Origin of the sequence: Streptomyces sp. NPDC013187, assembly GCF_042899705.1 — a bacterium.
GTDB lineage: Bacteria > Actinomycetota > Actinomycetes > Streptomycetales > Streptomycetaceae > Streptomyces > Streptomyces hawaiiensis_A.
The window spans coordinates 193,971-208,292 of the sequence record NZ_JBIBAF010000005.1 but is presented as its reverse complement, the minus strand read 5'-3'; the positions used below and the strand labels follow the sequence as shown (position 1 = coordinate 208,292).

Sequence of the window (14,322 nt, the reverse complement as noted above, 5' to 3'; positions counted from 1 at the left end):
TGGAGGTGAACGGCATGCGACGTGTGCTCATCGCCGTAGCGGCGCTGGCTCTCCCGGTCTCCCTCGCGGGAGCACCGGCGGTAGCGGCATCACAGGGAACCTCTTCGACCGCCGTGGTGGAACAGGCCCCCGCCGCAGACAAGTTGAACGGTCCAACAATCCTCGTGGCCCAGGGGCCGGACGACGTCTGCGACTTCACCGACAACCGCCCGAGCCTTCGTCTCGGATCGTCCGGGGCGGCGGTCCAGCAAGCCCAGTGCTACCTGAACCAGGCGATCGATGCGCGCCTCGACCAGGACGGGGACTTCGGCCAGATCACGCAGTCCGCGACCAGGGCCTTCCAGCAGTGCGCCGGCATCGTCGTGGACGGTCGCATCGGAGCGCAGACCTGGTCGTTCCTCTCCTTCTGGGCCAACGCGCCGGGCGCCCCGTTCTGCTAGCGGGCCCCGCATTCGAACCACACGGTCTTCCCGCCCCCGGACCACAGCGACACGCCCCACTTGTCGGTCATCGCGTCGAGCAGGAGGAGCCCACGGCCGTTCTCGGCCTGTGCGTCCAACGCCTCCGGGGTGCGGGGCAGTTCATCGCTGCCGTCCGTGACCTCCACCCGTACGCCCGTACGCTGCCGCAGCAACAGCAGCGCGCAGCGCCGGTCCGGGACGTGCCGTACGACGTTGGCGAGCAGCTCGGTCACACCCAGCTCCACGGCGTCCGACAGCTCGGGCATGCGCCACTCCTCGAGGAAGGAGCGGACGATGCGGCGGATATGCCGGGGGGCGTGTTCACCGACGGTGAGGCGCATCGAGTACTGGGCGGGAAAGTATTCGTTCACGAGACGAGGCTGACGTGTGGTGACTACTCTCGGCAACGGAACGGATACAACCCGTCCCGTGGTGGACGGGGTTGCGTGAGAGGGGCTCTGCGTGACCAACATCAACGCCCTTGACCCGGGTGCGTCCCCGCTCGACTACTACGGCTATGAGCTGCGGCGGCACAGGGAGGCGGCCGGGCTGACGCAGCGGCAGTTGGGGGACATCCTCAACTACACCGGCTCTCTGGTGGGCCAGATCGAGACGGCCCGCAAGATCCCGACGCCGGAGTTCAGCGAACGGGCGGACGCGGCGCTGGGGACGGACGGAATGTTCTCCCGGCTCGTGGCACTGGTGCTGCGGAGCCGGCTTCCGGCGTGGTTCCAGCAGGTGGCCGAGCTGGAGATGCGGGCCACGGAGGTCTGCTCCTTCCAGACGCACATGGTCCTCGGGCTCCTCCAGACCCCGGGGTACGCGCGGGCTGTGCTCGGTGCGCTGGACCAGACGGACCTCGACGACCGTACGGCAGTACGTCTGGCTCGCCAGCGGGTTTTCGAGCGGGCACAGCCGCCGGTCTTCTGGGCTGTCCTCAGTGAAGCTGCTCTGCACCTGGAGATCGGCGGTCCGGAGGTGATGCGGGAGCAACTCGCGCACTTGTTGTCGTTCCAGGGCAACCCTCGGATCAACATTCAGGTGCTACCGCTGTCGGTAGGGGCGCACGCGGGCCTGACAGGCTCATTCGACGTCTACCACTTTGCGAGCGACCCCACCATCGTCTACACGGAGAGCTACGGAAGCGGGCTCACGACGGCCAATCCGGACACCGTGAAGAACTGCTCGCTCCGTTACGATCATCTCCGAGCCGCCGCGCTCTCCCTCAAGGACTCGGCAAGGCTCATCCGGCGCGCGATGGAGGAACGCTATGGAGATGCAGTGGCGTAAGTCGTCCTACAGCAGTGACCAGGGCGGCCAGTGCCTCGAAGTCGCCGAAAGCCCGGAGGCCACCATCGCGGTACGCGACAGCAAGAACCCGGCGGGACCGATCCTCACCCTCGACCCCGCCGCGTTCACCACCTTCGTCGACTGGACGTCTACAACCGCTGAATGATCGTGCCGGTGGCCAAGCCGCCCCCCGCACACATGGTGATCAGCGCGAACTCCTTGTCCGCGCGCTCCAGTTCGTGAAGTGCCGTCGTGATGAGCCGGGCCCCGGTCGCTCCCACCGGGTGCCCGAGCGCGATCGCGCCGCCGTTGACGTTCACCTTCGACAGGTCCTGGTCGAAGACCCGCGCCCAGCTCAGCACCACCGACGCGAACGCCTCGTTGATCTCCACGAGGTCGATGTCCTTCAACGACATCCCGGCCTTGCCCAGCACGGCGTTCGTCGCGTCGATGGGGCCGTCGAGGTGGAAGTGCGGGTCGGAACCGACCAGCGCCTGGGCCACGATCCGGGCCCGGGGCCTCAGCTTCAACGCCCGGGCCATCCTCTTCGACGCCCACATGATCGCCGCCGCCCCGTCGGAGATCTGGGACGAGTTGCCCGCCGTATGCACCGCCGTCGGCATGATCGGCTTCAGGGCGGCCAGCGCCTCCGCCGTGGTGTCACGCAGACCCTCGTCCCTGTCGACCAGGCGCCACATGCCCTGTCCGGCGTGCTGCTCCTCCTCGGTCGTGGGGACCTGGACCGCGAACGTCTCTCGTTTGAAACGCTCCTCCGCCCAGGCGTGGGCGGCCCGTTCCTGCGAGGCGAGGCCCAGCGCGTCGACGTCCTCACGGGTCAGGCCCCGGTGGCGGGCGATCCGCTCGGCCGCCTCGAACTGGTTGGGGAGGTCCACGTTCCACTCGTCGGGGAACGGCTTGCCCGGCCCGTGCTTGGAGCCCGACCCCAGCGGCACCCGGGACATCGACTCCACCCCGCAGGAGATGCCGACGTCGATCACGCCCGCCGCGACCATGTTGGCCACCATGTGCGAGGCCTGCTGGGAGGACCCGCACTGCGCGTCGACGGTCGTCGCGGCCGTCTCGTACGGGAGCCCCATGGTCAGCCAGGCCGTGCGCGCGGGGTTCATGGACTGCTCGCCGGCGTGGGTGACCGTACCGCCGACGATCTGCTCGACGCAGTCCGCGGGAATGCCGGTGCGGCCGAGGAGTTCGCGGTAGGTCTCGCCCAGGAGGTAGGCGGGGTGCAGGTGGGCGAGCGCGCCGCCGCGCTTGCCGACGGGGGTGCGTACGGCTTCGACGATCACGGGTTCGGCAGCCATGGGTGCGGGTCCTCTCCGGGAGGCTCAGCGGAACTAGTACGCGTTCTAGTTCTGCAAGCAGTGTGCTGAGGGCCGCTCGGTGACCGCAATAGTCGTGCGGGCAATTGGCGGGCCCGTGCCTCTTGCCACTTGTAGAACCCGTTACTACCGTCACCGCAACTCCGCACAGCTGATGGGCCGTCAGACCGATGAGTCGGAACGAGTGGTGGGAGCCGCCCATGCCCTGTCCCGCGCTGCCCGACGGGTTCGACTTCACCGACCCCGACCTGCTGCACCACCGCGTGCCCCTGCCGGAGTTCGCCGAGCTGCGCCGGGCCGAACCGGTCTGCTGGGTGCCGCAGCCGGCCGGTCTCGCCGGCTTCCAGGACGAGGGCTACTGGGCCGTCACCCGGCACGCCGACGTCAAGTACGTCTCCACACACCCGGAGCTGTTCTCGTCGTCCCTCAACACGGCGATCATCCGCTTCAACGAGCACATCGAGCGCGACACCATCGACGCGCAGCGGCTCATCCTGCTGAACATGGACCCCCCGGAGCACACCCGGGTCCGGCAGATCGTGCAGCGCGGGTTCACGCCCCGGGCGATCCGGGCGCTGGAGGAGCGACTGCGCAACCGGGCCCACTCCATCGTCGCCTCCGCCCGCGCGCACACCGGGCCGTTCGACTTCGTCACCCAGGTCGCCTGCGAACTGCCCCTCCAGGCGATCGCCGAGCTGATGGGCGTCCCCCAGGAGGACCGGGACAAGATCTTCGACTGGTCCAACAAGATGATCGCCTACGACGATCCCGAGTACGCCATCACCGAGGAGGTCGGCGCCGAATCGGCCACGGAGATCATCGCCTATGCGATGAACATGGCCGCCGACCGCAAGCAGTGCCCGGCCCACGACATCGTCACGCAGCTCGTCGCGGCGGAGGACGAGGGCAACCTCAGCTCCGACGAGTTCGGCTTCTTCGTCCTGATGCTGGCCGTCGCGGGCAACGAGACCACCCGCAACGCCATCACCCACGGTATGCACGCCTTCCTCACCCATCCGGAACAGTGGGAGCTGTACAAGAGCGACCGCCCGGAGACGGCGGCGGAGGAGATCGTGCGCTGGGCGACCCCGGTCGCCGCCTTCCAGCGCACGGCCACCCAGGACACCGAACTCGGCGGCAAGCGCATCCGCGAGGGCGACCGACTGGGGCTGTTCTACGCCTCCGCCAATCACGACCCCGAGGTCTTCGACGACCCCGACACCTTCGACGTCACCCGCGATCCCAACCCGCACCTCGGTTTCGGCGGCGGCGGCCCCCACTACTGCCTGGGCAAGTCCCTCGCCGTGCTGGAGATCAACCTCATCTTCAACGCGATCGCCGACGCCATGCCGGGTCTTCGACTGGTCCAGGAACCGCGCCGGTTGAGGTCGGCGTGGATCAACGGGGTGAAGGAACTCCGGGTTCGGTCCCAGTAGGTCACTGCGGTCGGCGTAGTCCCGCGACGAGGAGCGCCACCAGTCGGCGGGCGTCGTAGCGGGGGTCGGTGTCCGCGCCGACGCAGAGGTTCCCGATGCCGCGCATGAACTGGTAGGCGTCGAGGTCGGAGCGGATCTCGCCGGACTCGGCGGCGGCGTCGAGCAGTTGGGCGCACACCGGCAGGAGGCGGTCGAGGAAGTAGGCGTGCAGCGGCCCGAAGCAGGTGCTGTCCCCCTGCATCGCGGTGGCGAGGCCGTGCTTGGTGACCAGGAAGTCGACGAAGATATCGATCCACCGCACCAGGGCGGCATGGGGCGTCGGGCCGGCCGCCAGCAAGGCCGGGCCGGCTTCGGCGCAGGCGTCGACCTGATGCCGGTAGACGGCGATGACGAGGTCCGCCCGGGTGGGGAAGTGGCGGTAGATCGTGCCCGTTCCGACGCCCGCCCTGGCCGCGATGTCACGTACCGGCGCGTCCACGCCCGAGCTGATGAAGACCTCGGCGGCCGCGTCCAGCAGGGCCTGCTGGTTGCGCCGGGCGTCCTTGCGCTTGGACCGGGCTGAGCTTCCGGCGCTCTGGCCGCTGTCGTGCACCGCGTCTTCCTTCCGTCGGTCTTCCGTCGGTCCGTCGGTTGTGAAGCGGAACGCTGTTCCGTATCGTAATCGGAACGAGGTTCCGCTTCATTCATGATGGCAGACCCGAACGGAAGGCACTCCCATGCCCGGCACTCCCCTGCCCGACTCGACCATGGTGATCTCCGCGAAGCCGGTGGTCCTGCCCGCCCCCGACCGCGGTGAGGACCTCCAGGTCCGGGTGTCCGCCCCCGCGACCGGCGGCGATCTGCCCGTCATCGTCTTCTCGCACGGCTTCGGCTGGTCGATGAACGGCTACGCCCCGCTGGCGGACTTCTGGGCCGCCCAGGGCTTCGCGGTGGTGCAGCCCACCCACCTGGACTCCAGGATGCTGGGCCTGCCTGCGGAGGACCCCAGGACGCCCCGGATCTGGCGCTTCCGTATCGAGGACCTCAAGCGCGTGCTGGACGGACTCGACGTTCTGGAGGCCTCCGTGCCGGGCCTCGCCGGGCGCCTCGACCGCGACCGCATCGCCGTGGCGGGCCACTCCTGGGGAGCCCAGACGGCGGGCACGCTGCTGGGCGCGCGCGTCCTCGACTCCGACGGCGTTCCCGGTGAGGACATGTCCGACCCCCGCGTCAAGGCGGGCGTGCTGCTCGCCATGGCCGGCCTGGGCGACGACCTGACCCCGTTCGCCGTCGAGCACCTCCCCTTCATGAGGCCGTCCTTCGACACCATGGCCACGCCGGCGCTCGTCGTCGCCGGGGACCGCGACGACTCCGCGCTGTCCACGCGCGGACCGGACTGGTTCACCGACCCCTACACCTACAGTCCGGGAGACAAGAGCCTGCTCACGCTGTTCGGGGCGGAACACTCGCTCGGGGGCATCCCCGGCCACGAGGTGGCTGAGACGACCGACGAGAGCCCCGCACGCGTCGCGCTGCTCCAGCGCCTCACCACCGCGTACCTGCGCAGCGCCCTCTACCCCGGGGACACCAGCTGGAAGGCGGCGGCCGTCGCGCTGGAGGAGGACCCCGAGCCGCTGGGGAAGCTCCAGAGCAAGTAGACGAAGGCGGAAGGCAGAGGCGAAGGCGACGGCCCCGGGGATCAGGGGGCCGCCGCCTTCGGTCCATGGGGGGTGGGCTCGGGTCTGGGGGCCTGGCCAGACAAACAGGCGCGCCGGATGCCCGCAAGGAACCCGATTACTAGGGGTGGCCGCATGTGCGCGGAAGGCCTGTCCTGTGACCGGGGATTGTCCCTACGGCCCCGCTTCGTAGGTGACGGGGGTCATGTGGGGGGCTTCACGTCCGTGGCGCGTCGAACGTGACCGGCGTCTCGAAGGCCGCCCGGCGGGTGGCGCGGCGCAGCGCCCGCAGGACCGCGGGGCCGAGGGTGAGAGTCAGGACGACCGTGACGACAGCCCGGCCCAGGTCCCAGCCCAGCGAGGTGGCCAGGCAGTACGTGAGGAATCGGGCCAGGTTGGCGGCGACCGCCGCGTGCGGGTCGAAGGCGACGTTCGAGGCGAGGGCGCTCATGAAGGGCCAGCCGGCCAAGTTCATCACCGTGCCGTAGGCGAAGGCGGCGAGGAAGCCGTAGGACGCGAGCAGCACGAGCTCCGCCCGGCCGCGCAGCCGGTCCGGGCCCGGGAGCAGGCCCGCGCCCATCGCGAACCAGCCCATCGCCAGCATCTGGAACGGCAGCCACGGGCCCACACCGCCCGTGAGCAGCGCGGACGCGAACATCGTCACCGAGCCGAGGACGAATCCGAAGCCCGGGCCGAGGACCCGACCGCTCAGCACCATCAGGAAGAACATCGGCTCGATCCCGGCGGTACCGGCGCCGATCGGCCGCAGGGCCGCCCCCGTCGCGGCCAGCACGCCGAGCATCGCGACCGCCTTCGGACCGAGACCGGACTCCGAGATCGCCGCGGCCACCACCGCCACGAGCAGCACCAGCAGGCCGGCGAAGAGCCAGGGCGCGTCCTGCGCGTGCGCGCTGATCCGCGAGGTGGGCGGGGTGAGGAAGGGCCAGCCGAAACCGGCCACGCCTACCGCGCTGACCAGGGCCAGGGCGGCGAGGGAGCGAGGGCCGAGGCGGACGGCCCGGGCCTGTCGCTGGGGCTTCGTCGGGGTGTCCATCAGCCGGCCTCGGGGTGCAGGGCCGCGCGGACCTGGCTGACCGTGAGCCAGTGCTGGGGCGCCAGGATCTTGGTGACCTGCGGTGCGAAGGACGGCGAGGACACCACGATGTCGGCCGTCGGGCCGTCCGCGATCACCTCGCCCTCGGCGAGCAGCACCACCCGGTGGGCGATCTCGGCCGCGAGTTCAACATCGTGCGTGGCCAGGACGATGGCGTGCCCCTCGGCGGCCAGCGCGCGCAGCACCGCCACCAGCCGGGCCTTCGCCGCGTAGTCCAGGCCCCGGGTCGGCTCGTCCAGCAGGAGCAGTGGCGGCCGGGCGGTCAGCACCACGGCCAGGGCCAGTGCGAGCCGCTGCCCCTCCGACAGGTCCCGGGGGTGGGTGCCGTCGGTGACGCCGGGCAGCAGCTCGGTGACCAGGGCCCGGCAGGTGCCGGGGGCTGCGCCCGCGTCCCTGTCGGCGGCCGCGCACTCGGCGGCGACCGTGTCGGCGCAGAGCAGGTCGCGGGGCTCCTGGGGGACCAGGCCGACCTTGCGGACGAGGTCCTTCGGGGTGGTGCGGTGGGGTGTGGCTTCGCCGAGGCGGACGGTTCCGGAGCTGGGCTTGACGAGGCCGACCAGGGCGTTGAGGAGGGTGGATTTCCCGGCGCCGTTGCGGCCCATGAGGGCGATGGTCTCGCCGGGGGTGACGGTGAGGTCGATGTGGCTGAGGGCTTGGACGCGGCCGCGGGTCACCGAGAGGGCCCGTACGTCGCCTACGGGTGTGGGGTGTGCGGAGTGTTGGCGGGTGCGGGTCGTTCGTGGCTGATCGCGCAGTTCCCCGCGCCCCTTGGGGGCGGCGTTTTCCAACTGTTGCTTCAGATCTCCTGCCCGGCGGCGGGCGTCGCGGACCGTCAGGGGGAGGGGGGTCCAGTCCGCCAGGCGGCCCAGGGCCACCACCGGTGGGTACACCGGGGACACGGCCATCACCTCGGCCGGGGGGCCGAGGACCGGGGCGGCGCCCGGGCCGGGCAGGAGGACGACCTGGTCGGCGTACTGGATGACGCGTTCCAGGCGGTGCTCGGCCATGAGGACCGTCGTGCCGAGGTCGTGGACGAGCCGCTGGAGGACGGCCAGCACCTCCTCGGCGGCTGCCGGGTCGAGCGCGGAGGTCGGCTCGTCCAGGACCAGGACGCTCGGGTGCGGGGTGAGGACCGAGCCGATCGCGACGCGCTGCTGCTGGCCGCCGGAGAGGGTGGCGATCGGGCGATCACGCAGGTCGGCGAGGCCGAGCAGGTCGAGCGTCTCCTCGACCCGGCGGCGCATCACGTCCGGGGCGAGACCCAGCGACTCCATGCCGTAGGCGAGTTCGTCCTCGACGGTGTCGGTGACGAAGTGCGAGAGCGGGTCCTGGCCCACCGTGCCTACGATGTCGGCCAGTTCGCGCGGCTTGTGGGTGCGGGTGTCACGGCCGGCGACCGTGACCCGGCCGCGCAGGGTGCCGCCGGTGAAGTGCGGGACGAGTCCGCTGACCGCGCCCAGGACCGTGGACTTGCCCACGCCGGACGGGCCGGCCAGCAGGACGAGTTCGCCTTCCGGGACCTCGAAGTCGATGCCCCGCACGGTGGGTCCGGTGGCCCCGTCGTAGGTCACGGAGACATCCTCGAAGCGGATCACGACGGCTCCTGGGGGTCGGGGGCGACGAACGCGGGCAGCAGGCCGAGGAGTACGGCCGCGGCCGGCCAGAGGGGGAGGGTGGGGGCGACCAGCGGGACCACGCCCGGGTGCAGGGCCGCGGGGTCGCGGGCCGCGGCGAGGGCGAGCAGGGCCGCGACCGCGACGCCGGAGCCGACGACCAGCCAGGCGCGCACGTCCCAGCGGTCCGGGCGGTAGCGGGTGCGGAGGGACCGGCGGCCGCCGAGTTTGAGGCCCGCGAGGGCGGCGGTGAGACCCGCGAGGAGCACGGGGAAGCCGTATCCGGCGCCTTCGGCCGTGAGCAGGCCGTACGTTCCCGCGCAGACGCCCAGCAGACCGCCGAGGGTGAGGGCGGCGGTGGTACGGCGTACGGCGGGCGGCACCTGGGCGGTACGGCCGTAGCCGCGGGCGTCCATCGCGGCGGCGAGGGAGACCGAGCGCTCCAGCGCGCCCTCCAGGACCGGGAGCCCCACCTGCAGCAGGCCCCTGATGCCGCTGTCCGGGCGGCCGCGCAGACGGCGGGCGGCGCGCAGGCGCTGGACGTCGGCGATGAGGTTCGGGGCGAAGGTGAGGGCGACGACGACCGCGACGCCCATCTCGTACAGGGCGCCCGGCAGGGACTTCAGGAGGCGGGAGGGGTTGGCGAGGGCGTTCGCGGCGCCGACGCAGATGAGGAGCGTGGCCAGTCTCAGCCCGTCGTAGAGGGCGAAGGTGAGGGCCTCCGCGGTCACATCGCCGCCGAGGCGGATGCCCTGGGCCCAGGAGGGGAGGGGAAGTTCGGGCAGCGTGAGGAGGGTGTGCGTGCCCGGGACGGGGGAGCCGAGGACGATCGCGAAGACGAGGCGGATCAGGATCACCGCGAGGGCGAGTTTGACGAAGGCGCCGTAGGAGCGGGACCAGGGGGTGTCGGGGCGGCGGGTCGCCACGACGTAGGCGGAGACCGAGATGAGGAGCGAGAGGAGCAGGGGGTTGGTGGTGCGGGTGGCGGCGGTGCCGAGGGAGAGGGACCAGAGCCACCAGGCTCCCGGGTGCAGTTGTGCCCGGCGTTGCCCCCCCGGCCGGGGCGGCTGCGCGACCCGGCGCTCCGGAGTGCCGGCACGACGGCCCGCAGGCCGGGCGGGACGGCTAGCCACGCCGTCGTACCTGCCAGACCGCCGCGCCGCCCAGGACCACGACCACGGCGATACCCGCGAGCAGTCCGAGCGACGGCCCGCCGTCCGAAGGGGAGTTCTTCTCCGCAGCAGGCCGCTCCTGCTGCTCCTTGGAGACCTGTTCGCCGCAGCCCTTCTCCGGGTAGCCCGAGATCGCGCACAGCAGGGCGTCGGTGTCGTAGCGCAGTGGCTTGGCGACCGATGCCAGGGCCTCGGCCGTGGTCGCGTCGGGGGAGACCCGGGCGCAGGCCGTGCGGGTGGCGGGCGGGGTTTCGCCCGCCGGGGCGTCCGAGGGTGTGCCGAAGTCGAGGACCAGGGCCACTCGCTTGCCGCCGTCCCGCGCGGGCGTCTTCGCGCAGATCGTCGCGAAGTCGGCCTTGCCGCGCGGCCGGGCCGCGTCCGCGGAGTCCTCGCTCACCGCGAAGCGGAAGCCCTGGACGTCGCCGTCCGAGGGGCGGGCCAGGGACGGGCCCTGGGTGGCGTACACCCAGTGGCCCGCGTCGCGCTCCCAGAACGACCAGTACCGGTAACCGGCGGCTTGGGCCTGGCCCGCGCCCGCGCACAGCAGGAGCGGGACCAGGAGGAGGAGAAGGGCCCGGCGGATCACAGCTGCTGCTGCTTCTTGCGGCCGGTGAAGAGGAAGCCGATGCCGATGCCGGCGACCAGGCAGACGCCGACGTACCACCAGACCCCGAAGAAGTCCGGGCCGGACCCCTCCTTCTCGTCCGAGGCCGTGGTCTTCGCGGCGGTCTTCCCGGCGGACTGCGGGGCCGGGCCCGTGGCGTTGAGCTGCTTCACGAGGTCCGCGCCGCCGAATTCGCGCGGGTTCGTGCCCGTCGCGTGGGCCGCGAGGATCAGCTGGGCGTAGGCGGCCGGACCGCTCCGGGCGGCCCAGGACGCGGAGGTCTTCTCCAATCGGCGCACCGACTTCTCGGCCTGCGCGGTCTCACCCAGCGCGGCGAGCGCGACGACCGTGTCGGCGGTGTTGCCGTAGTCGGGCTGGGGCTCGGCACCGGCCAGGGCGGACATGAGATGCCCGTCGCCCTTGGCGAGAGCGGTGGTGAGGTAGGCGGCCCCGTTGGCCGCGGCCTGCTCCGGCGTCCCCGCCTTCGCGCAGCTCGCGCCGGACGTCCCGCCGGACTTCTCACCGGCCGTCTCGGCGGGCCTGACCACCATGCCCTTGCCCAGCGCGCCCAGCACACCGGCGGCCGTGGCGTCCGCGTTGGCGGCGAGCTCGCCCTTCTTGTCCGGCTGGAACGCGAAGGCGCCGCCGTCGTCCCCGCCGCAGGGCAGGGCGAGCTTCAGCAGCGCGTCGTAGGGCGACTTGCCGTCCTTCTCGACCTGACCGGGCTTCTCTCCCGTGGCGGCGAGCGCGCCTATGACGATCGACGTCGAGTTGGTGTCACTGGCACCGCCGGGCGAGTAGCCCCAGCCGCCGTCCTTGTTCTGGACGGACTTCAGCCAGTCGACGGCCTTGCCGGTGACGTCGTCGTGCCCGCCGAGCGCGGTCAGGGCCTGGACGGCGGCGGACGTGGCGTTGGTGTCCCGCATGGTCTTGGCGTCGCACGCGGTGGCCGGGTCGGGGCGGTACGAGGCGAAGGAGCCGTCCGCGCACTGCTGACGTGCCAGCCACTGCACGGACTTCGCCGCCGGCTTCACCCCCACCGTGTCCTGCGCGAGCAGCGCGAGGGACTGCCGCCAGACCCCGTCGTACTTCGGGTCGCTGTCGCCGTACAGGGCTGAGGGGAACGCCTGGGAGGGCGACGGGGACGGGGCGGCGGCGGCCGGTGTGGCGGCGCCGATCACGGCGACGGCGGCCAGGACCGCTGCGCTGCGGCGGACGTTCATGATCGGCGGGTGCCTCTCCCTGTGGGGGAGCCGGGCAGCGCGGGACACCCCCGGGCGGCTCGGCTCCGTATACCTCGACGGTGCCGCGCACCGGCGGGCTGCCGGGCACGCGAGCCGGTCACGAACCGTACGAAGCGATCCGGCTTCCGCCTGCCACGGCGGTCACGATAGGGGCCTCCCCCGCTCGAGCGAAGTCGAGAGCTTGGGGAAGGCTCAGCGCCGGAATTGCACCGGCTTCCCCCCGTACGGTGTGATGACGACCCGCTTACTGTACCCGCACGTAGGAAACGGGCCGAGAGGGTGCCGCGGGGGCGCCCCGGACGAGGCGGAGGCGGGCCCGGGCCTCGCCCGGCTGCTGCGCAACCTGCACGCCGGCCCCTCCCCGCTCACCCGCCCGGCATTGACCGAGGCCTCACGTCGTCAGGGCGCGAGCCCGATCGCGAGTGGGGCGGAGGCGAACTGCCGGGAGCCGACAGGGAGTTGCTCCTCCTTCGGGGGCAGACCGGCTAACGTGGGCTCCCCGACCACAGGCAGGAGCGTCCATGACCGACCCGGTGGAGAACTCCGAGCAGGAGCCGTTCCCCAAGATCGACACCTCGGTGCCGCACTCGGCCCGGATCTGGAACTACTGGCTGGGCGGCAAGGACAACTACGAAGTCGACCGGGTCGCCGGTGACGCGTTCCGCGAGGTGTTCCCCGGGATCGAGACCGGTGCCCGTGCCGCCCGTTACTTCCTCGCCCGCGCCGTGCGCCACCTGGCCGCCGAAGAGGGCATCCGCCAGTTCCTGGACATCGGCACCGGCCTGCCCAACGTGGACAACACCCACCAGATCGCCCAGCGGGTGGCGCCGGAGAGCCGCATCGTCTACGTCGACAACGACCCGCTGGTGCTGGCCCACGCCCGCGCCCTGCTCACCAGCACCCCGGAAGGCGTCACCAACTACGTGGACGCCGACCTGCGTGAGCCCGACACCATCGTCCGGGAAGCCGCGAAGACACTCGACTTCGACCAGCCCGTCGCCCTCATGCTGATGGGCATCCTGGGCCACATCGAGGACCACGAGGAGGCCCGCTCGATCGTCCGGCGGCTGGTGGACGCCCTGCCCCACGGCAGCTACCTGGTGCAGTACGACTCCACCGACACCAGCGAGGACTACGTCCGGGCCATCCAGACCTACAACGACGGCGGTTCGATTCCGTACATCCTGCGCAGCCCCGAGCAGATCGCGCGTTACTTCGAGGGTCTGGAGCTGCTCGATCCGGGGGTGGCGTCCTGCTCGCGCTGGCGTCCCGACGCGGCGGCCCTGGGCCTGCCGGCCGAGGTGCACCAGTACGGCGGCGTCGCCCGCAAGAACTGAGCCGTCAGGGCTGAGCCGTCAGGACTGAGCCGTCAGGTGTGAGCCGTCAAGGTCTGAGCCGTCAGGACTGAGCTGTCAGGTCTCCTGAAGGATGCGGTGCAGGATGGTCGGAGTCTCGTCGGGTGACTCGGCTTCGACCACCAGCCGGTTCATCGCGTCCCAGTAGCACTCGATCTCGGCCGGCCGGTCGGGGTAGAGGGCGCCGGTGAGCTGCTCCAGGTAGACCACGTCGGGCAACTGCCCCCCGGGCAGCCGCAGGATGGTGACAGGACCGCCCTCCGCGGCGTGCGCGCCGGTGGTGAACGGCAGGATCTGCACCGTGACGTGCGGCAGCCGGCAGCTCTCGATGAGATACCTGAGCTGCTCCCGCATCACGCGGACTCCGCCCACGGGGCGACGCAGCGCCGCCTCGTCGATCACGGCCCACAGCCGGGTCGCCGGCTCCCGGTGCAGGATCCGCTGGCGGGCCATCCGCAGGGCGACCCGGCGGTCGGTCTCCGCCGCGCCGGCGCCGGGGTGCGTGAGCCGGACGGCGGCCCGCGCGTAGTCGGCGGTCTGCAGCAGGCCGGGGACGCGCTGGACCCGGAAGCAGCGGATGACACTCGCCGCCTGTTCGGCTCCGAGGTAGGTCTGCGTCCAGACGGGCACGACATCGCTGTACGACCGCCACCAGGCGGGGGTGTTGGCCTGCTCGGCCAGCGCCAGCAGGGTGGCGCGCTCGGCCTCGTCCGTGACGCCGTAGAGGGTCAGCAGATCGGCGACGTCGCGCAGTTTGAAGCCGTGGCGGCCCGCCTCCATCCGGCTGATCTTGGAGGAGGAGGCGCGGATGACATGCCCCGCGTCCGCCCGGCCGATACCCCGCTCCTCCCGCAGCCCGCGCAGCCGGGCGCCCAGGGCCAGCCGCGGCACCATGGGCCCGGCGCACCCGCCGTCCAGGACCCCGCTGCCGGTCGTCGTGCGTGCGGCTTCGTCGGTGCCCATGGGCGTCTCTCCCGGTGCGAGCGTTGCTTCCGACCATCCTAGGGGGTGCCCGACAACGTCAAGGGCCTTGTGACGCGG

15 protein-coding genes are annotated in these 14,322 nt (G+C 71.7%); 6 read left to right on the top strand and 9 right to left on the bottom strand.

Annotated features, from left to right (window positions below; all coding sequences use genetic code 11):
* Positions 1–14 precede the first annotated feature (14 nt).
* Positions 15–440, top strand: coding sequence for a peptidoglycan-binding protein (locus ACFY5B_RS12180; protein WP_389968060.1), 426 nt, complete (start codon positions 15–17; stop codon positions 438–440).
* Here the strand turns inward: ACFY5B_RS12180 and ACFY5B_RS12175 are convergent.
* On the bottom strand, positions 437–832 hold the full coding sequence (locus ACFY5B_RS12175; protein ID WP_389968058.1) for an ATP-binding protein: 396 nt from the start codon (positions 830–832) through the stop codon (positions 437–439). The two genes, ACFY5B_RS12180 and ACFY5B_RS12175, sit on opposite strands and share 4 nt — an antisense overlap.
* Before the next feature lie 91 nt (positions 833–923).
* Here ACFY5B_RS12175 and ACFY5B_RS12170 point away from each other — a divergent pair, with 91 nt between their 5' ends.
* On the top strand, positions 924–1,751 hold the full coding sequence (locus ACFY5B_RS12170; protein ID WP_389968057.1) for a helix-turn-helix domain-containing protein: 828 nt from the start codon (positions 924–926) through the stop codon (positions 1,749–1,751).
* A complete protein-coding gene (locus tag ACFY5B_RS12165; RefSeq protein WP_389968055.1) occupies positions 1,732–1,917 on the top strand; it encodes a DUF397 domain-containing protein in 186 nt (61 codons plus the stop codon). Before ACFY5B_RS12170 ends, ACFY5B_RS12165 begins: the two co-directional genes overlap by 20 nt.
* On the opposite strand, the gene ACFY5B_RS12160 is transcribed toward ACFY5B_RS12165, so the two are convergent.
* The gene (locus ACFY5B_RS12160; protein ID WP_389968053.1) at positions 1,901–3,070 is read right to left on the bottom strand and encodes a steroid 3-ketoacyl-CoA thiolase; all 1,170 of its coding nucleotides are present in this window, start codon (positions 3,068–3,070) and stop codon (positions 1,901–1,903) included. The two genes, ACFY5B_RS12165 and ACFY5B_RS12160, sit on opposite strands and share 17 nt — an antisense overlap.
* A gap of 218 nt (positions 3,071–3,288) precedes the next feature.
* On the opposite strand from ACFY5B_RS12160, the gene ACFY5B_RS12155 reads away from it, so the two are divergent.
* Positions 3,289–4,524: a cytochrome P450 gene (locus ACFY5B_RS12155; protein WP_389968051.1), complete on the top strand. Its 1,236-nt coding sequence runs from the start codon at positions 3,289–3,291 to the stop codon at positions 4,522–4,524.
* A gap of 1 nt (position 4,525) precedes the next feature.
* Here the strand turns inward: ACFY5B_RS12155 and ACFY5B_RS12150 are convergent, their stop codons facing one another.
* Positions 4,526–5,116, bottom strand: coding sequence for a TetR/AcrR family transcriptional regulator (locus tag ACFY5B_RS12150; RefSeq protein WP_389968049.1), 591 nt, complete (start codon positions 5,114–5,116; stop codon positions 4,526–4,528).
* Between the two features lie 124 nt (positions 5,117–5,240).
* Between ACFY5B_RS12150 and ACFY5B_RS12145 the strand changes: the two genes are divergently transcribed.
* Positions 5,241–6,161: an alpha/beta hydrolase family protein gene (locus ACFY5B_RS12145; protein ID WP_389968047.1), complete on the top strand. Its 921-nt coding sequence runs from the start codon at positions 5,241–5,243 to the stop codon at positions 6,159–6,161.
* A gap of 235 nt (positions 6,162–6,396) precedes the next feature.
* Here the strand turns inward: ACFY5B_RS12145 and ACFY5B_RS12140 are convergent, their stop codons facing one another.
* Genes ACFY5B_RS12140 through ACFY5B_RS12120 form a run of 5 tightly spaced genes read right to left on the bottom strand, consistent with a single transcriptional unit; the run spans position 6,397 to position 11,905 of the window.
* Positions 6,397–7,233: an ECF transporter S component gene (locus tag ACFY5B_RS12140; RefSeq protein WP_389968045.1), complete on the bottom strand. Its 837-nt coding sequence runs from the start codon at positions 7,231–7,233 to the stop codon at positions 6,397–6,399.
* A complete protein-coding gene (locus tag ACFY5B_RS12135) occupies positions 7,233–8,888 on the bottom strand; it encodes an ABC transporter ATP-binding protein (RefSeq protein ID WP_389968043.1) in 1,656 nt (551 codons plus the stop codon). Before ACFY5B_RS12135 ends, ACFY5B_RS12140 begins: the two co-directional genes overlap by 1 nt.
* The gene (locus ACFY5B_RS12130) at positions 8,885–10,039 is read right to left on the bottom strand and encodes an energy-coupling factor transporter transmembrane component T (RefSeq protein WP_389968041.1); all 1,155 of its coding nucleotides are present in this window, start codon (positions 10,037–10,039) and stop codon (positions 8,885–8,887) included. Before ACFY5B_RS12130 ends, ACFY5B_RS12135 begins: the two co-directional genes overlap by 4 nt.
* Entirely contained in the window at positions 10,032–10,664 is a 633-nt protein-coding gene (locus ACFY5B_RS12125; RefSeq protein WP_389968039.1) for an SCO2322 family protein, read from the bottom strand. The genes ACFY5B_RS12130 and ACFY5B_RS12125 overlap by 8 nt, the downstream gene beginning before the upstream one ends.
* Positions 10,661–11,905 (bottom strand): prenyltransferase/squalene oxidase repeat-containing protein, encoded by a 1,245-nt coding sequence (locus tag ACFY5B_RS12120; protein ID WP_389968037.1) that lies wholly within the window; start codon positions 11,903–11,905, stop codon positions 10,661–10,663. Before ACFY5B_RS12120 ends, ACFY5B_RS12125 begins: the two co-directional genes overlap by 4 nt.
* Before the next feature lie 542 nt (positions 11,906–12,447).
* Here ACFY5B_RS12120 and ACFY5B_RS12115 point away from each other — a divergent pair.
* Positions 12,448–13,263, top strand: coding sequence for an SAM-dependent methyltransferase (locus tag ACFY5B_RS12115; RefSeq protein ID WP_389968035.1), 816 nt, complete (start codon positions 12,448–12,450; stop codon positions 13,261–13,263).
* A 75-nt stretch (positions 13,264–13,338) separates the two neighbouring features.
* Here the strand turns inward: ACFY5B_RS12115 and ACFY5B_RS12110 are convergent, their stop codons facing one another.
* Complete coding sequence (locus tag ACFY5B_RS12110; protein WP_389968033.1) at positions 13,339–14,244, bottom strand: helix-turn-helix domain-containing protein; 906 nt, start codon at positions 14,242–14,244, stop codon at positions 13,339–13,341.
* Positions 14,245–14,322: the final 78 nt, after the last annotated feature.